Annotated in this window: 24 protein-coding genes; all 24 read left to right on the forward strand. The window is 40.9% G+C overall.

Going from position 1 to position 24,293, the window contains the following annotated elements; genetic code table 11:
* Positions 1 to 472 precede the first annotated feature (472 nt).
* The 24 genes from E4T79_RS00475 (at position 473) to dprA (ending at position 24,274) form a co-directional block, all read left to right on the forward strand.
* Positions 473 to 754 (forward strand): BMC domain-containing protein, encoded by a 282-nt coding sequence (locus E4T79_RS00475; protein WP_135026778.1) that lies wholly within the window; start codon positions 473 to 475, stop codon positions 752 to 754.
* Between the two features lie 36 nt (positions 755 to 790).
* The gene (locus E4T79_RS00480; RefSeq protein ID WP_135026779.1) at positions 791 to 1,798 is read left to right on the forward strand and encodes a DMT family transporter; all 1,008 of its coding nucleotides are present in this window, start codon (positions 791 to 793) and stop codon (positions 1,796 to 1,798) included.
* Between the two features lie 3 nt (positions 1,799 to 1,801).
* Positions 1,802 to 2,074, forward strand: a complete 273-nt coding sequence (locus tag E4T79_RS00485) for a hypothetical protein (RefSeq protein ID WP_135026780.1) — start codon at positions 1,802 to 1,804, stop codon at positions 2,072 to 2,074.
* Positions 2,075 to 2,258: 184 nt separating this feature from the next.
* The gene (locus E4T79_RS00490; protein ID WP_135026781.1) at positions 2,259 to 2,558 is read left to right on the forward strand and encodes a BMC domain-containing protein; all 300 of its coding nucleotides are present in this window, start codon (positions 2,259 to 2,261) and stop codon (positions 2,556 to 2,558) included.
* An 11-nt stretch (positions 2,559 to 2,569) separates the two neighbouring features.
* Positions 2,570 to 2,881 carry a BMC domain-containing protein gene (locus E4T79_RS00495; RefSeq protein ID WP_135026782.1) on the forward strand — a complete coding sequence of 104 codons (312 nt, stop codon included), beginning with the start codon at positions 2,570 to 2,572 and terminating at the stop codon, positions 2,879 to 2,881.
* A gap of 210 nt (positions 2,882 to 3,091) precedes the next feature.
* Positions 3,092 to 5,626 carry a choline trimethylamine-lyase gene (cutC, locus tag E4T79_RS00500; protein ID WP_135026783.1) on the forward strand — a complete coding sequence of 845 codons (2,535 nt, stop codon included), beginning with the start codon at positions 3,092 to 3,094 and terminating at the stop codon, positions 5,624 to 5,626.
* A 100-nt stretch (positions 5,627 to 5,726) separates the two neighbouring features.
* Entirely contained in the window at positions 5,727 to 6,716 is a 990-nt protein-coding gene (gene cutD, locus E4T79_RS00505) for a choline TMA-lyase-activating enzyme (protein WP_135026784.1), read from the forward strand.
* Between the two features lie 17 nt (positions 6,717 to 6,733).
* Positions 6,734 to 7,087, forward strand: coding sequence for a BMC domain-containing protein (locus E4T79_RS00510; protein ID WP_135026785.1), 354 nt, complete (start codon positions 6,734 to 6,736; stop codon positions 7,085 to 7,087).
* A 380-nt stretch (positions 7,088 to 7,467) separates the two neighbouring features.
* Positions 7,468 to 8,616, forward strand: a complete 1,149-nt coding sequence (locus E4T79_RS00515; RefSeq protein WP_135026786.1) for a 1-propanol dehydrogenase PduQ — start codon at positions 7,468 to 7,470, stop codon at positions 8,614 to 8,616.
* Between the two features lie 103 nt (positions 8,617 to 8,719).
* On the forward strand, positions 8,720 to 9,358 hold the full coding sequence (locus tag E4T79_RS00520) for a hypothetical protein (protein ID WP_135026787.1): 639 nt from the start codon (positions 8,720 to 8,722) through the stop codon (positions 9,356 to 9,358).
* On the forward strand, positions 9,351 to 10,190 hold the full coding sequence (gene eutJ, locus E4T79_RS00525; protein WP_135026788.1) for an ethanolamine utilization protein EutJ: 840 nt from the start codon (positions 9,351 to 9,353) through the stop codon (positions 10,188 to 10,190). Before E4T79_RS00520 ends, eutJ begins: the two co-directional genes overlap by 8 nt.
* A 9-nt stretch (positions 10,191 to 10,199) precedes the next feature.
* A complete protein-coding gene (locus E4T79_RS00530) occupies positions 10,200 to 10,496 on the forward strand; it encodes a EutN/CcmL family microcompartment protein (protein ID WP_135026789.1) in 297 nt (98 codons plus the stop codon).
* Between the two features lie 13 nt (positions 10,497 to 10,509).
* Positions 10,510 to 11,121 carry a cupin domain-containing protein gene (locus tag E4T79_RS00535; protein ID WP_135026790.1) on the forward strand — a complete coding sequence of 204 codons (612 nt, stop codon included), beginning with the start codon at positions 10,510 to 10,512 and terminating at the stop codon, positions 11,119 to 11,121.
* Between the two features lie 21 nt (positions 11,122 to 11,142).
* Positions 11,143 to 11,649 carry a BMC domain-containing protein gene (locus E4T79_RS00540; RefSeq protein WP_135026791.1) on the forward strand — a complete coding sequence of 169 codons (507 nt, stop codon included), beginning with the start codon at positions 11,143 to 11,145 and terminating at the stop codon, positions 11,647 to 11,649.
* 8 nt (positions 11,650 to 11,657) lie between these two features.
* Positions 11,658 to 13,343: an acetaldehyde dehydrogenase (acetylating) gene (locus E4T79_RS00545; RefSeq protein ID WP_256958195.1), complete on the forward strand. Its 1,686-nt coding sequence runs from the start codon at positions 11,658 to 11,660 to the stop codon at positions 13,341 to 13,343.
* A gap of 12 nt (positions 13,344 to 13,355) precedes the next feature.
* A complete protein-coding gene (locus E4T79_RS00550) occupies positions 13,356 to 14,045 on the forward strand; it encodes a phosphate propanoyltransferase (protein WP_135026793.1) in 690 nt (229 codons plus the stop codon).
* 12 nt (positions 14,046 to 14,057) lie between these two features.
* Positions 14,058 to 14,333, forward strand: a complete 276-nt coding sequence (gene eutM, locus E4T79_RS00555; RefSeq protein ID WP_135026794.1) for an ethanolamine utilization microcompartment protein EutM — start codon at positions 14,058 to 14,060, stop codon at positions 14,331 to 14,333.
* Between the two features lie 40 nt (positions 14,334 to 14,373).
* On the forward strand, positions 14,374 to 14,670 hold the full coding sequence (gene eutM, locus E4T79_RS00560) for an ethanolamine utilization microcompartment protein EutM (protein WP_135026795.1): 297 nt from the start codon (positions 14,374 to 14,376) through the stop codon (positions 14,668 to 14,670).
* A gap of 932 nt (positions 14,671 to 15,602) precedes the next feature.
* Entirely contained in the window at positions 15,603 to 19,241 is a 3,639-nt protein-coding gene (gene nifJ / locus E4T79_RS00565; RefSeq protein ID WP_135026796.1) for a pyruvate:ferredoxin (flavodoxin) oxidoreductase, read from the forward strand.
* A gap of 687 nt (positions 19,242 to 19,928) precedes the next feature.
* Positions 19,929 to 20,780 (forward strand): ribosome biogenesis GTPase YlqF, encoded by an 852-nt coding sequence (ylqF, locus tag E4T79_RS00570; RefSeq protein ID WP_135026797.1) that lies wholly within the window; start codon positions 19,929 to 19,931, stop codon positions 20,778 to 20,780.
* Positions 20,767 to 21,540, forward strand: coding sequence for a ribonuclease HII (locus E4T79_RS00575; RefSeq protein ID WP_135026798.1), 774 nt, complete (start codon positions 20,767 to 20,769; stop codon positions 21,538 to 21,540). The genes ylqF and E4T79_RS00575 overlap by 14 nt, the downstream gene beginning before the upstream one ends.
* 5 nt (positions 21,541 to 21,545) lie before the next feature.
* Positions 21,546 to 22,091: a sugar O-acetyltransferase gene (locus E4T79_RS00580; protein ID WP_135026799.1), complete on the forward strand. Its 546-nt coding sequence runs from the start codon at positions 21,546 to 21,548 to the stop codon at positions 22,089 to 22,091.
* A gap of 24 nt (positions 22,092 to 22,115) precedes the next feature.
* The gene (locus E4T79_RS00585; protein WP_135026800.1) at positions 22,116 to 23,084 is read left to right on the forward strand and encodes an ROK family protein; all 969 of its coding nucleotides are present in this window, start codon (positions 22,116 to 22,118) and stop codon (positions 23,082 to 23,084) included.
* Between the two features lie 347 nt (positions 23,085 to 23,431).
* Positions 23,432 to 24,274 (forward strand): DNA-processing protein DprA, encoded by an 843-nt coding sequence (gene dprA, locus E4T79_RS00590; protein WP_135026801.1) that lies wholly within the window; start codon positions 23,432 to 23,434, stop codon positions 24,272 to 24,274.
* Positions 24,275 to 24,293 lie beyond the last annotated feature (19 nt).

Here is a 24,293-nt window from a genome sequence, read left to right on the forward strand (position 1 = left end):
GGTTGGGTACTGTCCCAACCTTATTTTAATAAGAAACTGGCAGAAGAGTAAGACTGAACAACCAAAAGAGCGATATCTAAAATCTTCCTTCAAGGGGAAGGTTTTTTCTAAAAAAGAGCGCTTTTTAGCTAATCTGTTTTTCGAAAATACTCCTTATCTCTCTTTATTAAAAAATTCAGAATCCATTAGAAAAAAAGTGTACTTCATTGATAGATTAATGTTCGTAATAAAAATGACTATATTTTTTCAGCATTTGGAGGGGTAGAACATGAAAACGTTACGAAAAACGATTGACTTTCCCCTTGTGGAAAGGTTTACAATAATCTTAGGTAGCTGATTTGTGTAGATTATAGGCTGATATCCTTATTGGTTAACAAGTGTTATGATGAGCATATACATGATTTAAATCCTAGTACAGATTCATGGGTTCGTCGTCATACTGGTAAAAAATAGATAAAATGGAGGTGTTATCATGAGTTCCGAAGCACTGGGGATGATTGAAACAAAAGGCTTGATTGGATCCATCGAGGCAGCTGATGCGATGGTTAAAGCGGCAAATGTTACTTTAATCGGGAAAGAATATGTAGGAGGCGGTTTAGTTACTGTCTTGGTTCATGGAGATGTAGGGGCGGTAAAAGCTGCTACCGATGCGGGTGCTGCAGCAGCACAAAGGGTTGGCGAACTCATTTCTGTTCATGTTATTCCACGTCCACATAGTGAAGTGGAGATCATTTTATCACACAAAAATGAGTAATCTGCTTTATAGTTATGGATAAGAGGTAATGATTTTATGGAACAACATACCCCAAATATAGGTCGCTTAGATATGCACCAGAAGATACTTGCAACGACAAAGAAATTCCGCACTTCAGGTATAAGGAGCGGAGCAATTTCTGGTTTATTTTATGGATTGTATTCATTTTTAATCATCATTGTTCAAGGATTTGAGCCCTTAGCATCTGCAGTAGGTATTTTAGCAGTACCATTTGTGATGGGAGCAATCAATGATTTTCTTGGTGGTTGTGCCTTGTTGCTCAATCTTATCAGAACAGGTAAGTTTCATGAATTAGCGAGAAGTCTTGCGACAAAACCTGGGAAAATAATGATTTTAGGATATATTTTAGGAGGACCAGTTGCCAATGGATCCTATCTAGTTGGACTTTATCTTGCGGGTGCCTTTGCTATTCCAATTTCAGCTACAACAGCAGCTTTTGGTGCCCTATTTGCAGCTATCTTTTTAAAACAGAAACTGAATGCTCGGGTTGTTGGAGGAATGTTATTCTGCATTATCGGAGCCGTTATCATCAATATGGTGAAGCCAGAGGGAGCGCCCAACTTTACATTGGGGATTATCTTGGCCCTCGTCGCAGCTATTTGTTGGGGCTTAGAGGGCTGTATCTCTAGTTTCGGTGGATCTCTTCTTGATTCAGAAGTTAACGTTACTCTTCGTCAACTCGTTTCAGGTCTTATTCAAATGGTGATGATTGTACCGTTGATTGGTGCTACTGATTTGTTTGTTAATACGCTCAACTCACCGTTGTTAATTGGGCTACTATTGATTTCAGGTACATTGGTGGGAATTTCCTATACCGAATGGTACAAGGCAAATGCAATGGTTGGCACTGCAATTGGAATGTCTCTCAATATTACCTATGCTTTCTGGGGAGTGCTCTTAAGTACATTGTTTTTAAATCAACCCATAACTCCAACAATTGTGATTGGTTCAGTCATGATTATTGTTGGAGCGATTTTAGTAACAACAAATCCAGTAGATTTCTTTAGAAAAGGCGAGGGATAGAAGATGCAGTTATTACCAACGAGAACAGCGGTATTACATTATATGGCTAGTATTAGTGAGGCTGATGTGAAACAAGTCATGTCAGCTTTGAAATCACAATATGGTAGTGAAAAACAATTCAAAGAGGAGCTATTTTTAGAACATCTGATGTCTTTAGAGTGTAATGGCTATCTGGAGCAATCGGGATATCATTTGGATGAAAATGGGGAGTTGAGTATTTACTATAAAATCAGTGAGGACGGAAAAGTAGCAGTTGAAAAATATATAGCCGTTTAGTTTATTTTTAGTACTAGGCAAGGAGTCGCAGGTAGTTGAAATAGTTGATAACTATTTCAAGTGACAGATAAGAAAAGTGTAACTTTTCTCAATGGTACAGCAAGACGAGTGAACGAAGTAATAAAAATAGAAACGAAATGACTATATTGCAAAAGAATTTAGACGATAAAAGGAGTAAGTCATCATGAGATACCGTGGAGGACAAGCCTTGGGACTCGTTGAAACAGTGGGATTGGTTCCAGCATTGGAGGCTTGTGACAAGATGTTAAAGGCAAGTGATGTCAGGCTAGTTTCTTATGAAAATGTGGGTTCAACCTTGGTTACAATTATGGTGACCGGAGATATGGCAGCTGTTGAAGCTGCAGTTGAGGCCGGAGCGAGCGCAGCGGCAAAGATTGGAAAATTGACAGCCCAGAATGTTATGCCAAGACCAATCTCTAGCGTTGGGGACATTGTTTCGGTGCATGATGTTGATGCCCGCTAAAGGAGAAAGTCATGAAAAGGTATCAAGCAATAGGAGCTATTGAAACATTTGGCTTGGTTTTTGCATTAGAAGCAGCAGATGCAATGATAAAAGCCTCGGAAGTTGCTGTCATTGGTTATGAAAATACAGCTTCTGGTTATATCTCTATCATTGTGCAAGGGGAAACAGAAGCATGTAAGACTGCGGTGGTTGCTGGTGTTCATGCAGTTGAAAAAATGGGGGCAGAGGTATACAGCCATGTCGTTATCTCAGGTCCACATGAAGATTTGCGAAAAATCATAGACCGTTACTCTTTATCTATTCTGTTGGCAGAGGAATTGTAAGCATAAGAGAGTGTGTTAGGCATGAGATATAGTGACAAAGATTTGGATTCGATTCAAGAAACAAGAAGTCTGATGCCATAGTATTTGGGTTTGCTTTTAGTACTAGGCAAGGAGCTGCAGGCTGTACTAGAGTACGGCAAAGTGAGTGAACGAATTTAAAATAAAGTAATCATGGATTTTCTAGATTGAGGAAAGAGAGGAAGTATTGAAATGGATATGCAGGAATTTAAAACCAAGTTACAAGAAGCAACAAAACAGCTAAGTGATGCAGAGCGGGCATCGCTTGCTAGTATTTTCCAAAGTGTGTCAGATGATATTACAAAACCAGATGTAGCACCTGCCCTTGCGAGTGAGGGTACAGACATTCCAGACGGCATAACGCAGCGGTTGCAAGCCTTGAAAGATCAGTACTTAAGCGCTCGGCCAACTATTTCTTTGATTCGGGCCATTAACTTGACCCGCGTGGCAAAAGAAAATGAGGGGATGCCCAAAGCCATTCTACGTGCTACAGCCTTTAAAGAATTTTGTAAAATTGCGCCGCTTATCATTCAAGATAATGAATTGTTGGTTGGTGCACCAAACGGTGGACCGCGTTGGGGTGCTTTTTCACCAGATATTTCTTGGCGCTGGCTCCGTGATGAATTGGATACTGTATCTACTCGTCCGCAAGATCCGTATGATTTGTCAGAAGAAGACAAAAAAATATTAGTAGAAGAAATCTTCCCGTACTGGACTGGTAAATCTGTTGATGAAATCTGTGAATCACAATATCGAGAGGCAGGTGCCTGGGAATTATCAGGTGAATCATATGTTTCTGACTGTTCCTATCATGCACAATCCGGTGGTGGTGACTCCAATCCAGGCTATGACGTTGTCGGTATGAGAAAAGGGATGCTAGATATTATTAAAGAAGCAACAGCTCACTTGGAAGAATTGGATTATGGCAATCCCGATGACCTTGAAAAGATTTACTTCTACAAGGGACAAATCTTAACAGCAGAAGGTGTCATTATCTATGCCCAACGGATGTCCAAATATGCGGGACAATTAGCAAGCAAGGAAAAGAACCCGAAACGGAAAGCTGAATTAGAAATGATTTCTCACGTCAATGCTAATGTACCAGCTCATAAACCAGAAACGTTCTGGGAGGCAATGCAGTATCTAGTAACCATTCAACTCTTACTCCTTTGTGAGGAAAATCAGACAGGTCTTTCCATTGGTCGTGTTGACCAATACATGTATCCATTCTATAAGAAAGATATCGAAGAGGGGCGTATGAATGATTTCCAAGCATTTGAAATTGCTGGCTCCATGTTTATCAAGATGTCCGAAATGATGTGGCTAACTTCAGAGGGTTCTTCTAAATTTTTTGCGGGTTACCAACCATTCGTTAACATGTGCGTGGGTGGTGTGACTCGTGAAGGGCGTGATGCAACAAACGATTTGACCTATCTTTTAATGGATGCGATTCGTCATGTGAGGGTTTACCAACCGACATTGGCTGCGCGTATCCATAATAAATCACCTCGTAAATACTTACAAAAAATCGTTGAGGTTATACGTGCGGGTCTAGGTTTCCCAGCTTGTCACTTTGATGATAGTCATATCAAAATGATGTTGGCAAAAGGGGTATCTATGGAAGATGCTCGTGACTACTGCCTCATGGGGTGTGTAGAACCGCAAAAATCTGGACGTCTTTATCAATGGACTTCCACAGCCTACACTCAATGGCCACTTTTGATCGAAACCACCTTGAACCGTGGTGTACCACTTTGGTATGGTAAGCCAGTGACACCAGACATGGGACCCCTTGAGCAATACAAGACCTTTGAGGAATTTGAAGCAGCAGTCAAAGAAACCATCAAGTACGTTACGAAGTGGACTTCTGTTATGACGGTTATTTCACAGCGTGTACACCGTGAACTCGTCCCTGTCCCTTTGATGTCTATGATGTATGAGGGTACAATGGAACATGGTTGTGATGTTAAAGCTGGCGGTGCTACCTATAACTTTGGTCCGGGGGTCGTGTGGTCAGGACTTGCGAACTATGCAGACTCGATGGCAGCGATTAAGAAACTAGTCTTTGAGGATAAAAAATACACTTTAGAAGAATTAAACAAGGCCTTAATAGCAGACTTTGAAGGGTACGACCACATCAGAAAAGACTGTCTTGAAGCTCCAAAATATGGGAACGATAATGACTATGTAGACTACTTTACTTCAGACATTGTCGAATTTACAGAGGAAGAACATCGAAAATATCGTACCCTTTTCTCAGTACTGAGTCACGGAACCTTGTCTATTTCAAACAATACTCCTTTGGGACAAATCACAGGTGCCTCTGCTTCAGGCCGCCGAGCTTGGACACCGCTGTCAGATGGTATATCACCAGATCATGGTATGGATACGAAAGGACCTACTGCCATTATTAAGTCAGTATCTAAAATGGCTAATGAAAATATGAACATCGGCATGGTGCATAACTTTAAGATTATGGCTGGATTGCTTGAAACTCCTCAGGGAGAAGAAAGCTTGATTACTCTCCTACGTACAGCAAGTATTCTCGGAAATGGTGAAATGCAGTTTAACTATCTTGATAATCAGATCCTGCTTGATGCTCAACAACATCCAGAGAAATACCGCGATCTAATTGTTCGTGTTGCGGGATACAGTGCTTTCTTTGTCGAGTTGTGTAAAGACGTACAAGATGAAATCATTTCAAGGACAGTATTGCAGACCATTTAATCAAACGTTTCCTATGCCCTACTGTTACAAGAGTAATCAGAAGTTGTAGTAGTTTTATCTCGCTTAAACGTTACTCAATCCTTAAGAGGAGAAACAAATAGTGGTCGTAACAACAAAAAGACATGAAACTAGAATCAATGTATTTAATATCCAGAAGTACAACCTTTATGACGGCCCTGGAATAAGGACGATCGTTTTCTTTAAAGGTTGTCCCATGCGTTGTAAATGGTGCGCAAATCCGGAGGGGTTGGAATTTGGTTCTGCGATTATGTATAAGGAAACCCTGTGTAAACCCTATAATGCTTGCGCTAGAACGTGTCCTTTAGGGAAAGCTTGCTTTGCTTATAAAAATCAAAAGAATCCTGTTCCGTATGATTATTCAGACGAAAAACATCCTATTGATATCCGCCAATATCAGAAAAGATTTCCGAGCAAATCTGATATTGATGGCTGTCCAGAAGGGGCTATCACTATTGCTGGAGAGTCTAAGACGATTTCTGAACTTATGGAGATTATCCACGAAGATGATATTTTTTATGAGATGTCAGGTGGAGGCGTTACCCTGTCCGGTGGTGAGTGTCTTGCACAGGCTGAAGGTGCCATAGCCTTGTTACAAGCTTGTAAGCAAGACGGATTGAACACTGTTGTAGAAACAGCAGGACATGTGCCTAATAAAGTTGTTATGAGAGTTGCCGAATACACTGATCTGTTTTTATTTGACTTGAAACATATGGATTCAAAGAAACATAATGAATGGACAGGGGTTGGAAATGAACGTATTTTGAAGAATTTGGTATCACTCCTTGAGGTAGGAAGCGATATAAGCATTCGGATGCCAATGCTAAAAGGAATCAATGATAGTGAAGAAGAAATCCAATCCATTGTAGAATTTTTACTACCTTATAAAGAGTATCCTAATTTCAAAGGAATCGACTTATTACCGTATCATAAGCTTGGCGTCAATAAATATTATCAGCTTGGTATGGAATACAAGATAGAGGGTGACCCCTCTTTGAGTCAATCTGATTTAGACAGAATTGAAAGCTATATTTTATCCTACAATTTTCCAGTGACCGTGGTAAAACACTGACTTGTTAAGGAGGGAACATGTTGACAGATAGGATGGAAAAGATAACTCGCATCATTCAAGAATCGGTTCCAGGAAAACAGATTACCTTGGTGCATGTGATTGCGGCTCCGATTCGTGCCGTCTATGACAGCCTTGGGATATCCCACAAGGGAGCGATTGGGATTTTAGCGTTGACCCCTTATGAAACAGCTATCATTGCAACAGATATTGCAGGCAAGGCGGCAGATGTTGAGATTTGCTTTGTTGACCGCTTTACAGGTTCTGTCATCTTCAGCGGAGATCTTCAAAGTGTGGAGACAGCTTTGAAGAGCATTGTAGATTATTTCAAAACCAATTTGGACTTCACGGTCGTTCCTCTAACCCGTTCATGAAAAACGATTATGAATCATTGGTTCAGACCATAATAGCAAGAAAGAACTTACTAAATATGCTGGAAAATCTTCCAGACTTTCAGTTCATTTGTCTATCCTGCTAGCTTATCTTTGTTTTAGAGTCTTATCTGAGAAATCCTAGTTATCATCTTGAACCAGCAAATGCTTACGGAGCGCTGATGCTATTGCATGTTAGCAGGGAGTTAAGGAGGTATTCACCAAATGGTTCAAAGAGTTTTCAAATTCTGGCACTTATCATCATTATTGGGCAATAAGATAGCAAGGAGGGGCTCTTGATTGCCAAAAGGAACTGGGGTTGAATTGGATTTTCAAAGCTCCAGAAAGCCTAGAATAATTGAAAAAATAAAAGAGGGGAATCAATGAATATACAAGAATTTAGTGTAGGACCGAAATTTGTGTTAGGACAGGGATCTATAAAAGAACTTTCAAAGTTGTCTATCGCTAGAGCCTATATTATTTGCGATCCTTTTGTTGAAAAGAGTAATATGATCCATAGGATATTGGATTGCTTAAAAGAAATGAGGGCTCTTAGCAAGGTCTTTTCAAGAATTGTACCTGACCCTACCATTGAGGTTATATCTGAAAGCATTGCTGAAATTAGAGAGTTCAAACCAGATACTGTCCTAGCGGTAGGTGGTGGTTCTGCCATGGATGCAGCCAAAGCTGTTGTCAGAGTATACACGGAGTCAGAAAGGGTAGCAAAGCCGATTCTGGTTGCGATTCCAACAACAAGTGGAAGCGGAAGTGAAAATACGACTTTTGCGGTTATTTCAGATCCGAAAAGGAATGAAAAGTATGCCTTAGTCGATCATTCTCTTGTCCCAGATATTGCTATCCTTGATTCCGTCTTTACAATGAGTGTTCCACCAGCCATTACCGCCGATACCGGAATGGACGTTCTTACCCATTGTTTAGAAGCCTATGTATCAAAACATGCGACCGATTTTTCGGATGCCTGTGCAGAAAAAGCAGCGACCTTAACATTTCGCTATATTGTTGAAGCCTATAAAAAAGGAGATAATCCATTTGCTCGTGAAAAAATGCACAATGCCTCTTCCATTGCAGGAATTGCTTTTAACAATGCAGGTTTAGGGATTTGCCATAGCTTATCCCACGCGATTGGCGCTTTCTTCCATGTACCGCATGGTCGGATAAATGCAGTGTTGTTACCGCATATCATTTCATTCAACGCCTCATTAGAAGCAGAGCGTGAAACAGCAGTTGCCAGACGATATGCACAAATGGCGAATGTCTTGAACATCTATGGTATAACAGCAAAACAATGCGTACGTGCCTTGAATTATGCCATCATAAGCTTGATGCAGCAAATGGAGATGCCAATGACCATTAAGGACTTGGGAATTGACCCTGTCGAGTTTGAAAAGATGATTCCTGAAATGGCAAGGCGTGCCATTATAGATGCTTGTACACCAACAAATCCCCGAGCTGTCACCGTAGCAGAAATCGAGGAAATTTATAGAGGTATAGCAAGAGCCGAGAGCGTTTGACACGAGTCTCACTCGTCTACAAGCTACAAAACTTGTTAACATTCACAGCAAATAAACTATCATTACTTGAAAGCAGTCGAACGTTACATGAAGGAGGGAGTTTATGAAATTTTTAACCGAAAATGATTTGCGTGTTGAGTATCATAATTTTCCTTTCGATACCTTTACAATTCCAAAAAATTCGAGATTAACACCTGGAGCAAGAACATTTCTGATAGACCGTAAGATTAGGATAATCGATGAAGATGAACAGACAGGAAAGAGTAGGGGTATTTCTTTGCAGAAAAAAGAGATTCCAAAAGCAAAAGAAAGGAGCAATTTACTTGCAACGGTTCATCAGACTGAATGGTTTGCCATTCGATGTGAACTGTTAAAAACAGCCTGTGATTTAGCCAGTACAGATACAGCTTTAGCGGAGGAATTAAAGATAATTGAACGCAGTCTGGCATGTGCGGGAATAAATGAAGACCATGGTTTACCACCCATTACAATGGTGAATACAGATACAGTACAGATGGACAAGGAGGCTATTATTGGAAATTTATCAATCGTCGGTATGTTGTTACAGACCAATAAAGGACGCGTACTGACACGGCTCTATCCTCTTTACTTTCGATTGGAGGCATGGGTTGGACAGCTAGAGGGCATCGCACAATCTTATCTGTTAAAAATTATTCATCGCTTAGAACAGCTGATTGCTTATTATCTAAACGAGAGCGGGGAGGTTAAACGAGATGTCTAATCTGTTGCTAAAAATATGTGACCAGTATGTGGCTGATTTTGAAAAGGCAGAGAAAAAAACCATTGTATCTAAAAGTAGTATTTATTTTACAGGTATTGATTTAGGAACGGCTTCCATTGTTTTAGTGGTATTAGACAGTAAGAAAAATATTGTTGCTGGTGCCCACCAACCTGCTAATGTGATTCGTGACGGAATGGTAGTAGACTATATCGGTGCGATTCATATCCTATGTGAATTAAAAGAAAGATTGGAAACACAACTAGATACCCAATTACTCTATGCAGCGGCAGCCATTCCGCCCGGAACAAATAGATTGGACGCTGGAGCGATTAAAAATGTTGTCCAAAGCGCTGGCTTTGAATTGACGGCCTTGGTAGACGAACCCACTGCAGCAAACACAATCATTGGTTTGGAAAATGGCGTAATTGTTGATATTGGCGGTGGTACAACAGGAATCTCTATTTTAAAAGACGGTGAGGTTGTAAAAGTGGCAGATGAAGCAACTGGTGGAACTCACTTCTCGCTAGTCGTTTCAGGTGCCTATCAAATTGATATAGATGAAGCGGATGTCTATAAACGCAATTCAAAAAATCATAAAGCATTACTTCCAATCCTCAAACCTGTTGTCGAAAAAATTGCTAAGATTATAAAGAAGCACATTGACGGTTTTGATGTGGAAGTCATCTGCCTAGTAGGTGGAACAAGTTGTTTGACAGGCATTGAGAGCATCATCGAAAAAGAGATAGGGATAAAAACCATTAAACCCAAAAATCCGATGTTTGTTACACCGATTGGTATTGCAATGAACTGTAGTCAAGAAATTATCTATTGAGGAGGGAGTATGCTAGTTGCAGAATTGATAGATACGATTTGGGCTACGAGAAAGTCCGATACCTTAAGTGGAGTCAAATTCTTACTTGCTGAGGTAAAAGGTGGGAGCAGGGCAGGCGAACTTTTAGTGGTGGTGGATATGATTGGTGCTGGTATTGGTGATCGTGTCATTGTCACTACAGGAACAGCAGCTCGCCGAATGATGGGGAATGATCAAATGCCTGTTGATGCAGCTGTTATCGGTATCATTGATGAAAATTATGGTGAAATAAAAAAGCAAAATGGAAAAAAAGATCATTTTTCCTAACAAAGGAGGCAAAATGGCAAAATTAGTTGTGGTAAAAGATATTTCTGACTGCTATGAAGCTGGTCAAACGACTTGTTATATTGATGCAGATACAATCATCACGCCAGCAGCCCGAGATGAGGCTCAAAAATGTGGTATTTCTTTTGATGTTGGCCAGAAAAGGTGGGAGAAAAAAGCTGCAAAAGGAGAGTATGGTATTTCTGAGGACGAATTGCTCTCTCTTTTAAAGCGGATGCTGGCGACTTGCGATAAGAAAATTGAAAAAGCGAATTTACCCTATCGTAGCGTTGTCCATTCTAACGGTATGAAAGTTATCAAAGGTGGGACTGTCAGAATGGATTCATTTGAAACAGGAAATCCAGAGGCAACTGTTCGTTACCAAGAATTAGTTGGTACAGCTGAAGCCAAAATGAGTGCAGGTTTTCTCGAAATTGACCGCTCAACCTTTGCTTGGAAATTACCATATGAGGAAATTGATTATGTTATTTCTGGTACTGTATGTATTGAAATTGACGGTCAAAAATATGTGGGGCGTGCTGGAGATGTCCTCTTTATCCCTGCAGGTTCTGATGTTATTTGGAGTTCACCTGACAATGCGAAACTGTTCTATACAACCCATCCTTGATGTCGTTTTGGAGGAAATCATATGGAAGCGTTAGGTATGGTTGAAACGTATGGCTTGATTGGAGGAGTTGAAGCTGCCGATGTTATGCTAAAGCTAGCAGCTATTCCCTTGGGAAAGACTGAAAAAGTCCGAGGAGGCTTAGTGAATGTGTCTATCACTGGAGATATTGGTGCAGTTAAGACAGCAGTAGAGGCTGGAGCTAGTACAGTTAAGGGTTTGGGAGATACCTACTGTTATTGCTCGCATGTCATTCCGAGACCCGACAATCAGGTAATCCCCTTATATAAAGAAGATGAAGACATAAAACAAAAAGGAGCAAAAACCACAGCAGAGCTAGAGGAAGTAGTGCAGGAATGTCAACCAGTTTTCCTTGAAACTCCTGTGGAGATTGAACCAGGGGAAATACATCTGACTTCAAATGAGTATCGAAAACGTTTGGAGAAAACAGAAGAGCTAGTCCAAGGAATGGTTAGAAGAAAAATGGTTGCTGTTTTAATGGAAGAATTTGAAAAACGAGGGAAAAATTAAGGAATGACATAGAAAGGATAAATCAAATGAAGACAGTTGACATTGATCTTTGCTCCATTCAAGAAGCAAGAAATCTTGTAAAAGAGGGAAAGTGCGCTTCTGATAAGATAGCAGCCTATTCGGATGAGCAAATTGATGCGATTTTGCGGAATATTGTGGAAACCGTTGAAGCAAATGCGTACTACTTAGCAGACATGGCTGTTGAAGAAACTGGATTTGGTAAACTGGCTGACAAGGCTTATAAGAATTATGCTGCTTCCACACTACTGTATGACGAAATAAAAGACTGCAAGACATCGGGCATCGTTGACTTTGATGAAAGTAAAAAAATATTTCGTGTCGCAGAACCAATGGGGGTGCTACTAGGAATTACTCCCTCGACCAACCCGACTTCTACGATTATCTTCAAAACAATGATTGCGATTAAATCACGCAATGCAATCGTATTTGCACCGCATCCCTCAGCTAAGCGCTGTAGTATTGCCACAGCTGATTTGCTTCGAAAAGCAGCTGTTAAAGCCGGTGCACCCGAACACATTATCGGTTGTGTGACCAATCCAACCCTTCAAGCGACAAATGAATTGATGCATGCCAAAGACATCTCTCTCATCATCGCAACAGGTGGTCCAGGTATGGTTAGGGCTGCCTATAGTAGCGGTAAACCTGCTATCGGAGTTGGCGCTGGAAATTCACCGGCTTATATTGAAAAAACAGCCAATGTGAAAAAAGCAGTTGCTCGTATAGTTGCTTCTAAGACCTTTGATAATGGAACCATCTGTGCATCAGAGCAGGCTATCATTTGTGAAGAGTCAAATAAGGAAGAAGTGCTGCAGGAATTGAAAGTTCAGGGATGCTACCTTATGACTAAGGAAGAAACGGATAAGGTCTGTAGAGTCCTCTTTAGAGGAGACTCAAAAGGTTGTAACCCCTCTATGAATCCAACATTTGTTGGTCAATCGGCTATAGCGATTGCAAACGCTGTTGGCTTATCTGTTCCAGAAAATACAAAGATTTTGATTGGACCGCAGGCCGGTGTTGGTCAAGGTAATCCACTATCATTTGAAAAACTGACAACTGTTTTAGGATTCTATGTAGTAAAGAATTGGGAAGAAGCCTGTACATTGAGTATCCGTTTGTTGCAAAACGGTATTGGTCATACGATGAGTATACACACAGAAGATCCAGAAATCATTTTCCGATTCTCTCGTAAACCAGCTTCACGGATTTTGATTAACACTGGCGGTAGCCAGGGTGGTACTGGCATTTCGACTGGTTTACCTATTGCATTTACATTAGGGTGTGGAACAGACGGAGGTAGTTCGGTTTCAGACAATTTAACTCCTGAACATTTGGTGAATATCAAGACTGTCGCTTATGGGTTGAAAGATGTGACACACATAATAGCCGAGGATGATTATTTTCAATCATTACCGAAAGCAGCGTACTTTCACCCGTTAACCGAGACGGTTAATTGTAGCCTATCGCCAATTATACAGGATAAGGCTGATAAAAGAGCAGGGGAAAAGAAGCTCTTTCTAAAGCAAACACCCCAAGAAATCCAGACAAATTTTGAACAACAGCAAGGGCAACAAACAGCTGTATTGGATGATTCTGTCGCACAGGCTAGCACCCAAACTCAAGCAGATAATGAAGCTATTGTACGTGAGATTCTATCTGCTTTAAGGCATAAATGAGAGGAGGCGATTATGAGCGAAGATTTAGAAAGTCTACTCTATCAAATGGTTCATCACTTGAGTGGTATTGAGATGGGTACTTCTTCAATAGAACCTGTTTCAGAAACTTCATACAAATTGGACGACAATCGTGACTTTGCTATTCCTCTAGGGGTTTCTAATCACCATGTACACTTGTCACAAGCAGATGCAGATATTCTTTTTGGGGCTTGTTATCATTTTAAAAAATTAAAAGATTTATCTCAACCTGGCCAGTATGCCTTGGAAGAATGTGTCATGATTGTAGGCCCTAAAGGAGTGATTGAAAAAGTTCGTATTCTAGGACCCGTCAGAAAGGAGACGCAAGTTGAATTGACTAGGACCGACTGTTTTAAAATAGGGGTGAAAGCTCCCCTACGGCTTTCAGGTGAAATAGACAATACACCAGGTTGTACGATTATAGGTCCGGCAGGATCTGTTCAGTTGGAAAAAGGCTGTATCGTTGCTAAACGGCATATACACATGTCCCCAGCAGATGCCAAACGATTCGGAGTTGAGAATCATCAAAGGGTATCTTTGGAACTACCAGGTGAACGTGGAGGTATTATCCAACATGTTATTATCCGTGTAAAGGATAGCTTTTCTTTAGAGTGTCATTTAGATACAGAAGAGGCAAATGCCCTTGGAGTAACTGGTAAGAGTAAAGTGAGATTGGTAAAATAAAGGAGGTATCAGATGAATTCAGAAGCATTAGGAATGGTTGAAACAAAAGGTTTGGTCGGTTCTATTGAAGCAGCAGATGCGATGGTCAAAGCGGCAAACGTTACCTTGATTGGTAAAGAACACGTTGGAGGTGGGCTCGTAACCGTTATGGTTCGTGGAGATGTAGGAGCAGTCAAGGCAGCTACAGATGCTGGTGCAGCTGCCGCCCAACGTGTAGGCGAGCTGGTATCTGTTCACGTTATCCCGCGTCCACATGTGGAAATTGAATCTGTAGTGCCACATAAGTAGTAAATTTAGTCTTCATAAAAATAGAAAGTAGGTAGCAAATATGCACTCAGAAGCATTAGGAATGGTTGAAACAAAAGGTTTGGTTGGCTCTATTGAAGCAGCAGATGCGATGGTCAAAGCGGCAAACGTCACCTTGATTGGTAAAGAACACGTTGGAGGTGGGCTCGTAACCGTTATGGTTCGTGGAGATGTAGGGGCAGTCAAGGCAGCTACAGATGCTGGTGCAGCTGCCGCCCAACGTGTAGGCGAGTTAGTATCTGTTCACGTCATCCCACGTCCACATGTAGAAGTGGAAACAATCTTACCAAAGAGTAATGAATACTCGTTGAAAGATTGAATAGAATGAATGGGCGCTTACTAAAGGGATTGACATAAGGCAGACAAGCCCCTCCTAACTTTATAGGATGGGCTTTTTATAAAAGGATATAACTAGCCCCGTTTTCGTATAGACTGTGTGTAATCCTTGCAGACTTATACTTGACTAATTTCAAAAATAGCGAATTTTTATACTAATTTTCAAGGGAAAGCGAACGTAGTGAGCTAAAAGGCTACTTCCGCCGTAGTGGTATCCCCGGTAATAAATACCTTGTTGCTGAGGACGGGATTTTCACAACCTTTAGCTCAAAAATTAGGAATGAAACTCCGTATCTGTCCGCACAACTTAAGGAAGTAGTAAGAAATGCTAATTTTGATTTTAAATGAGTATTAGTTTGCTTACAAATTATCCAGTGGAGAGTTTCTTAAGCCCCGTACGTTCTTGTATCTTCATGTAACTGAGTTCGGACTAAAAATGGTCGTCAAAAGAGATACAGATGTTCCAGTTTTAATAGGGTTACAGCTAGCTGTGCTTATCTTTAGGGACACATCTTCCTATTCCTAGCTCCAAAGGTATACGCTACTTTAGGGGCGGGAAATAGACATTTACTGGGCAAAGGCTCCCCAAGCTTCTTTATCCAGAAGCTGTTGCAGGATAAGTCTGCTTACAGATACGGATGCCCTAAATGGGGTAGGCTTTGTGTCTTTCCCTCGTATCATTTGTGACGAACCTAGCTATCCTTTGCCTAGGTCACACGACGAAGCGTTCCGCTTTTGTTCGCTGTATCCGTAAGGATACATTCACTCTTATAGCCTTTTAGTACTAGGCAAGGAGTCACAAGTAGTACTGGAGTACAGCAAGACGAGTGAACGAAGTAATAAAAAATAGAAACGAAATGACTATAAAACGCCCTCGGATCTTGTGGAACTGTAGGAAGGTAGGAATAGTTGCGCATGTCACATCAAGAAATTATGGATGGTAATACAGCTGCGGCATATGTTGCTTATGCTTTTAGTGAAATTGCAAGTATTTATCCCATAACTCCCAGTTCTAGAATGGGAGAGTGTGTCGATTGTTGGCAGGCTGAAAATCGTCAAAATATCTTTGGCACCCCTTTAACGATTGTCGAGATGCAATCCGAAGCAGGGGTAGCCGGTTTTGTCCATGGTTCATTAAAAACAGGTGCTTTAACAACAACCTTTACCTCCTCTCAAGGACTATTGCTGATGTTACCCAACATGTATAAAATTGCTGGTGAGTTGTTACCAACTGTTTTTCATGTCGCTACTCGCTCGGTATCAACCAATGCCTTGAGCATTTTTGGCGATCATAGTGATGTCATGGCTGTTCGTCAGTCTGGTTTTGCTATATTGGTAGAAAGCACCGTTCAAGAAGTGATGGACTTGGCAATAGTAGCACATGTAGCCAGTCTAGAAACAAGTGTGCCATTTATCAGTTGTTTTGATGGTTTTTTGACTAGCCATGAAATGCAAAAAATCCAGGTTGTAGAATATGAAGAGATGAAAGGGCTAATCAACCAAGAGGCTTTAGAGGTATTTCGCTCTCGCGCAATGAATCCCAATCATCCAACAGCATCAGGTACAAACCAAGGTCCAGATCTACATTTTCAACAGCGAGAAGCGGTTAATCGGCATTATGATATTCTTCCATATGTTGTCAAAAAGTATATGAAAGAAATCAATCGACTTCGTGGAACAGACTATGATTTAGTGACATATTATGGTCATGCTGCAGCAACGGAATTAGTTGTTGCAATGGGGTCAGTTGTTTCAACGATTAGGCAAACTGTTGATTATCTCAATCTAAATGGTCGCAAAGTAGGGCTTATCCAGATTCACCTCTATCGCCCGTTCCCAATTGAAAATTTTTTAGAAAAAATTCCGAAAACTGTAGAGGCGATAGCTGTACTGGATCGAACAAAAGAACCTGGAGCAGTTGGGGAACCTTTGTTTATGGATGTACAGTCCGCTTTGTATGAAAGCAAGCACCGCCCCAAGATTATCGGAGGACGTTATGGCATTGGCTCAAAAGACACAAGTCCTGACCAGATTGTGGCGATTTATGATGAATTACAGCAGCCTAGAGCAAAAAAGCATTTTACAGTTGGAATTGATGATGAGGTAACGAACCTCTCCTTACCGACTCTTCCAATTCTTGATTTGACATCAACAGCCACCTTTCAAGCAAAGTTTTGGGGATTGAGTGGTGACGGGTCAATCAGTGTTACTAAATCAATGATTAGTATTATTGGCAATCAGACACCAAAACAGATTCAGGCCTATTTTTACTACGATTCAAGAAAGCAAAACGGTGTTACGGTATCGCATTTGCGGGTCAGTGATGAGCGCATACAGTCTTCTTATTTTGTGCAACATACGGATTTTATTGGAGTAACAAGTCAGATTTATCTAAGGCAAATTGATGTATTAAAAGGATTAAAAAGGGGAGGGATTTTTCTTCTCAATACCACTTGGAGCAAGGAAGAGCTATCGAAACGTTTACCAGCTCACATCAAGAAATTTTTAGCAGATTATGACATTCAGTTCTACATTATCAATGCCTACAAAATCGCTCATGAAGTAGGATTGATTCAGAAATTTAGCATCTGTATGCAAGTTGCCTTTTTCCAACTAACCCATTTCCTCCCTCTAGAGGAAGCTCTCAAATGGATACAGGAAGAAGCTATGAAAACCTGCGCAAAAAAATCAGAAAAAATCCTTGAGCAAAATCTCCGTGCGATTGCCTTATCGATCAGCGCTCTTGAAAGAGTAGAGGTTCCAAAAGAATGGCAGGCTTGTGAAGTTGTAGAAAAGAAAAGATTGATTCCATCATCCAGTTATGCGGGGACTATCCAACGACCTCTTAACAGACTAGAAGGTCAGTCGGTCTCAGTTGGACAGCTTGTCAAGCACGGAATGGTTGCTGGAGATATTCCACTAGGAACTGCTCCACAAGAAAAGCGAAGTCTAGCTTTGGAAGTTCCTCAGTGGGATGCTAGCTACTGCGTGCAATGTAGTCGTTGCTCGTTCGTATGCCCCCACGCAGCGATTCGTCCTTTTTTAGTCGAAGAAGATGAGTTAAATAGGGCACCAGAAGGATACAGAGTCAGGGATTTTAAAGGAAAAGATGGACTCATGTATCGGATTCAAGTTTCTGTTGAAAATTGTACGGGCTGTGAGCTTTGTGTGAATGCCTGTCCAGCAAAGGGGAGGGCTTTAAAAATGATGGCTGCATCAATAGAAAATGAAGAAATCTTGAAACAAGAAGCGATTAACTGGGCTTTTTCAATGACCTTACGGGCAAAAGAAAACCCGGCTAAACCAGGAACGATAGCCTATACCCAATTTGAACAACCTTTGCTAGAATTTTCGGGAGCCTGCTCAGGATGTGGGGAAACCCCGTATGTTAAGCTGTTGACCCAGTTGTTTGGCGATCGAATGATGATTGCAAATGCGACTGGTTGCTCGTCTATTTGGGGAGCTATGGCTCCAACTACGCCCTATAGTACGAACAAATGTGGTCAAGGACCAGCTTGGAGCAATTCCTTACTAGAAGATAATGCGGAATTTGGTTACGGTATGATGGTTGCTAGTATGTTGCGAAGAAAATTCTTGATTCCTCTAGCACAAGAAGCAATGTCCGTCGCCAGCCCAGAACTCTCTGCCCTACTTCAAGACTGGATTGTTCATATTAACGAAGGACGGGGAACGAGAGCTCGTAGCGCCAAGCTTATCAACCTCTTGGAAGTGGAATTGTCGGATAAAAATCCGCTGCTGCAAGCACTCTATGAACAAAAAGATCTATTTGTCAAGCCCTCTCAATGGATAGTGGGAGGTGACGGCTGGGCATATGATATTGGTTATGGAGGTTTGGATCATATTCTGGCAAGTGGAGCAGATGTGAACATCCTTGTCTTAGATAATGAGATATACTCTAACACAGGCGGGCATGTCTCAAAAGCTACTCCGACATCCGCTATTGCCCGATTTTCATCTTCTGGTAACCGTAGTACTAAAAAAGATTTGGGTAGAATGGCTATGACCTACGGTAATGTCTATGTAGCACAAGTGGCAAGTGGAGCCAATCCAATTCAAGTCATCAAGGCTTTTGAAGAGGCAGAAAATTATCCCGGTCCCTCCCTCGTTATTGCCTATGTTCCTTGTATCGCCCATGGTCTAGAATATGGCATGAAAAGAACATTAGAGGAAGCAAAAGAAGCGGTTGAATCAGGTTATTGGTCTCTCTATCGTTACAATCCTCAACTGGAAAAACAGGGGAAAAATCCAATGGTGCTTGATTTTAAACGTCCAAAATTTGATCAGATGCTGGATTTTATGCTCAAACAAGAACGGTTTTCTTCCTTAATATATGTCAATCCACTTGAGGCTGATAAACTCTTTCAGCAAACAATTCGTCATGCTAGACACCGCTTTAAAAACTATGCAATTCTATCTGAAGACTATGAAAATTTTCTCAAAAATGAACAGAAAATACGAGACGAACAAAGGATTTCTTCCAGAGATTCTCGTTTAGATTCTCTTCATCACATTCTTGAAACCTTGAATTTTTAAGAAGATACGGTGGATATACTCAGCTACTGTTTTTCGACAATCCCTCAGATACCTTACGCCTAGTCTTTCAGTTTTTGGGCAACAGGAAGATTGTAATGATAGTAGAATTATTCACACAATATATATGTTGTAGAAAAAAGCCACGTTTTACTCTGTGTAGAAAGGGAGGGCTACTGATGTGATTGCCGGGTCGGACTATCCATTCATCATCGTACTATCCCTACTTCCTTGATAAAGATTATAATACCATAGTAAGGAGAGTAAGCTTACTATGGTATTTTTTTAGCTTATAGGGTAGAATAGAAGTACCATAAATACTAGAAAAATAATACTTCAATCTCTTTCAAAATGTTAAAAAGTTGAATGACAACTGATAAGGTCAGCTATTCGACAAAGCCTAATAGCTGACCTTATCAGTTACAAAATCTAGTATGATTTGTGTTTTTATTATCAGCCACCTCAGTGACAACTGTGGCACTTTGAACTTCCAAATACCCTAAATTGAGGCATCTATTTGGATTTTATAGTCATTCGTTTATCTTTTATTACTTCGTTCACTCGCTTTGCCGTACTCTAGTACAGCCTGCAGCTCCTTGACTAGTACTAAAAGTAGACTAAAAGACTATATACGAAAGAAAAAGCAGGTTTGTATAACTACAAACCACAGCATGAAAGGATGTATTCACCATGGCTACTATTCAATGGTTCCCAGGGCACATGTCAAAAGCAAGACGGCAGGTGCAGGAAAATCTGAAATTTGTTGATTTTGTGACGATCTTGGTTGACGCACGCTTGCCCTTATCCAGTCAAAACCCTATGCTCACAAAGATTGTGGGCGATAAACCCAAATTACTCATTCTAAATAAGGCTGATTTAGCGGATCCTGTAGCGACTAAGAATTGGCGGACTTATTTTGAAGCCCAGGGCATTTTGACTTTGATAGTTAATTCAAAGGAACAAGCCACTGTCAAAAAAGTAACAGAAGCAGCTAAAAAACTGATGCAGGAGAAAATGGATCGTCAGAAAGAACGAGGCATTCAGATTGAAACCTTGCGTACCATGATTATTGGGATTCCTAATGCTGGAAAATCAACCCTAATGAATCGCTTGGCGGGTAAGAAAATTGCAGTCGTTGGAAATAGACCGGGTGTTACCAAAGGGCAACAATGGCTCAAATCTAACAAAGACTTAGAAATTCTTGATACACCAGGAATTTTATGGCCTAAATTTGAAGATGAAGAAGTGGGACTCAAGCTGGCTCTAACAGGTGCAATCAAGGATAATCTCCTACCTATGGATGAGGTGACGATTTTCGGCTTGAACTATTTTAAAACTCATTACCCAGAAGCCTTAAAAGAGCGTTTTAAGCAGATGAATCTGGAAGATGAAGCACCTGAAATCATTATGGATATGACTAAAAAACTTGGTTTTCGTGAGGATTATGACCGTTTCTATACCCTATTTGTCAAAGAAGTGCGGGACGGCAAGCTAGGTCTTTATACCTTGGATACAGTTGAGGACTCAAATGGCAACAATTAGAGCAATCAAGGAGCTGCTAACGACTATTACAGATAGGACGGACCCTCGTTTAGAGGAGTTGGCTGGGGATAGACGAGTAGGAGTACACACATTAGTCCAGAAAAAAATCAAAGATTTGCAAGCCGAAGAAGCAGAAGACACACGGCTAGAGCAAATGCTGGTCTATGAAAGAGCTTTGTATACAGAAAGAATTGAGTTGATTGCAGGAATTGATGAAGTTGGACGCGGTCCCTTGGCAGGACCAGTGGTGGCAGCTGCGGTCATTTTGCCAAAAGGTTGTAAAATCCGCTATTTGAATGATTCCAAGAAAATTCCAAAGTCCAAACATCAAGCTATTTATCAAGAAATCAAGGAGCGAGCAATTACTGTAGGAATCGGCATCAAGGATAGCCAGGTGATTGACGAAGTCAATATCTATGAGGCGACCAAACTTGCTATGCTAGAAGCCTTGGCTCACCTATCAAAAACGCCGCAACATTTGCTGGTTGATGCTATGACCCTAGATACACCTATTGCCCAGACCTCTATTATTAAAGGCGATGCCACCAGTCTTTCTATTGCTGCTGCAAGCATTGTAGCAAAGGTCACTCGGGATCAAATGATGACAGACTTTGATAAGCTTTATCCTGGCTATGATTTTGCTCAGAATGCAGGCTATGGGACAGCTAAGCACTTGGAGGGCTTACAGAAAAAGGGAATCACACCGATTCATAGAAAGACCTTTGAGCCAATCAAGTCAATGTTGTTGGAAAGGAATTAAAAAGAATGACCGAACGCGAAAAAATGTTGGCAGGCGACTTCTACGATGCTAGCGACCCAGAATTAATGCAATTACGCAAGCTAGCTCGTCAATACCGCATGGAGTTCAATCAAGAATTAGATAGAGCAAAACGCACTCAACTGCTCAAATCATGGTTCGGTAGCACGGGTGAATGGATTCATATAGAGCCAAATTTTGCCTGTGACTATGGCTGCAATATCCATGTGGGTGAAAATTTCTATGCCAATTTTAATTGTACCTTTTTAGATGTATGCCCGATTACAATCGGTGACAATGCGATGTTAGGCCCTAATGTGCAGCTGCTAACCCCACTTCACCCTCTTGAAGCGAGCCAACGAGTGGCAGGACTGGAATATGGTAAGCCAATCACGATTGGACATCATTTCTGGGCTGGTGGAGGAGTAACCATTCTTCCCGGAGTTTCCTTAGGAGATAATGTGGTCGTTGGAGCTGGGTCTGTCGTGACGAAGTCATTCGGTGACAATGTCCTTTTGGCAGGAAATCCTGCACGAGTTATCAAAAAAATATAAAACAAGGAAAAACGAAAAGAAGAAATGAAGAATGCTACATACTATCTGGCGCTTGATATTGGAGGGACCTTTATCAAATACAGTCTTATGTCAGAAGATTTTCATCTATTGGAACAGGACAAGACACCTACTCCCGCTACAATGGAGGAATTTTTAGCTTGCTTGGAAAATCTTGTAGAAACCTATCACGATCAGATTGTAGGTATAGCTATTTCTTGTCCAGGCACCATCAACCGCAAGACTGGCTTTGTTTACAAAGGAGGTTTGATTCCATACTTGATATCTTTTCCGCTTGCCCAATATCTTGAAAATCGCTTCACCTTGCCTGTCAGTGTGTTAAATGATGCCGATGCAGCAGCACTGGCAGAGGCTAGGTTAGGAAATTTAACAAATGTCCAATGCGGTGCTACTTTAGTACTAGGGACTGGTGTCGGTTTAGCTCTTGTACGTAATGGAAATTTAGCTACTTTTACAGATTTAAGAGCGAGCAATCTCCTCTTAAATCCAATCGGACAGTCTTTATTCGATAAAGGTACCAACAGTTTACAGGAAGTGGGAGCCATTCTTGACCTTCATTTACGAGGGATAAAGAGCCTTGTTGCCAACACAGGATCGGCTGTTCAGTTTGTCGAGCAAGCTAGTCAGCAGCTGCAGTTACCAGAAGCAGACGGAGTGATTGTTTTTAAGAACTTGCAAGAGGAAAACAATCCAGATTTATCAGACTTATTTGACGACTATTGCCAGGAAATTGCCTACTTAATGGTAAACATGACGAGTTTCGTCAAATTAGACAAGATTGTCATTGGCGGTGGTATTAGCCAGCAAGACTTGTTGATCGACCGCATTCGAAACAGTTATCAAGAGATCCTAACAACAGAAAGAATTGCAAATCATTTACCAGCACCAGTAGAGATTCAGGCCTGTCACTTCCACAATCAAGCTAATCTAATTGGTGCTCTATGCTTTTACATTGAGAAATACAAAACCTCTTGACCTGCTACCTGCACTGTTCCCAATCGTTAGCGTTTGTGTCTAACTTCTGGGCAGTACAGATAGTAGGATTTTTAAAATCAGATGGATACCTCAGTAGATATAGTCATTTAGTTTCTATTTTTTACTACTTCGTTAACTCGTCTTGCTGTACTCCAGTACTACCTGCGACTCGTTGCCTAGTAAGTACTAAAAATAAACAAAACGGCTATAATACAGCAAAAGACTTGGTATGGCTTGCTGTGAAATCAAGGTTCTTCGAAATGAACTAGTATAACAGATAGTATCATAGAACTATTTTCTAGTAAAAATTAGTTTTTTTTACGAATAGATTCAGTAGAGGTAAAAAAATGAATAACTTTGCACTGTTTAAATTAAAAAAAGCTGGTTTAACCAATCGTCAAATCTATAAAGTATTGCTCCATGAAGAAAAAGTGGGGAAGTCCCTATCCATTAAAGCCATCGCCCTAGTGTCTAACTGCTCCAATCCCACCTTATTCATCGAACACTATCAGCAGCTGGATAACAGGGCTTGTCGAAAGGAGTTTAATTGCTATTCTTCTTTTTCAATCTTGGACGCATGCTATCCTATTGAACTGAAGCAAATATATAATCCTCCTGTCTTGCTTTTTTATCAAGGAAATCTTGAATTGTTAAACAAGCCTAAGCTTGGCTTTGTGGGAGCGAGATCTGCTAGTACATCAGGTACTCGTTCTGTCCAAAAAATCATCAAAGAGCTTCAAAATCGTTTTGTGATTGTCAGCGGCTTAGCAAGAGGAATTGACACAGCAGCTCATATAGCCATCTTGAAAAATGGTGGTAAAACGATTGCCGTTACTGGAAGTGGACTGGATACAGCCTATCCCAAAGAAAATAGGAAATTACAAGCGTATATTGCCAAACATCATTTACTCTTATCAGAATATGGACCAAAAGAAAAGCCCCTCAAGTACCATTTTCCTGAGCGGAACCGAATTATAGCCGGTTTAGCGCAAGGGATTATCGTAGCAGAAGCTAAAATGCGTTCAGGTAGCTTGATTACCTGTGAATATGCCTTGAACGAGGGGCGTGATATTTTTGCTATTCCAGGGAGTATTACAGATGGAAAATCTGCAGGCTGTCATTTTTTAATTCAAGAGGGTGCAAAGTGTATCACGTCAGGTCTAGATGTCCTTTTAGAATATCAATTATAAAACATGTATTCCTGTAGGA

This window comes from Streptococcus sp. LYSM12, from assembly GCF_004569635.1.
Lineage (GTDB): Bacteria > Bacillota > Bacilli > Lactobacillales > Streptococcaceae > Streptococcus.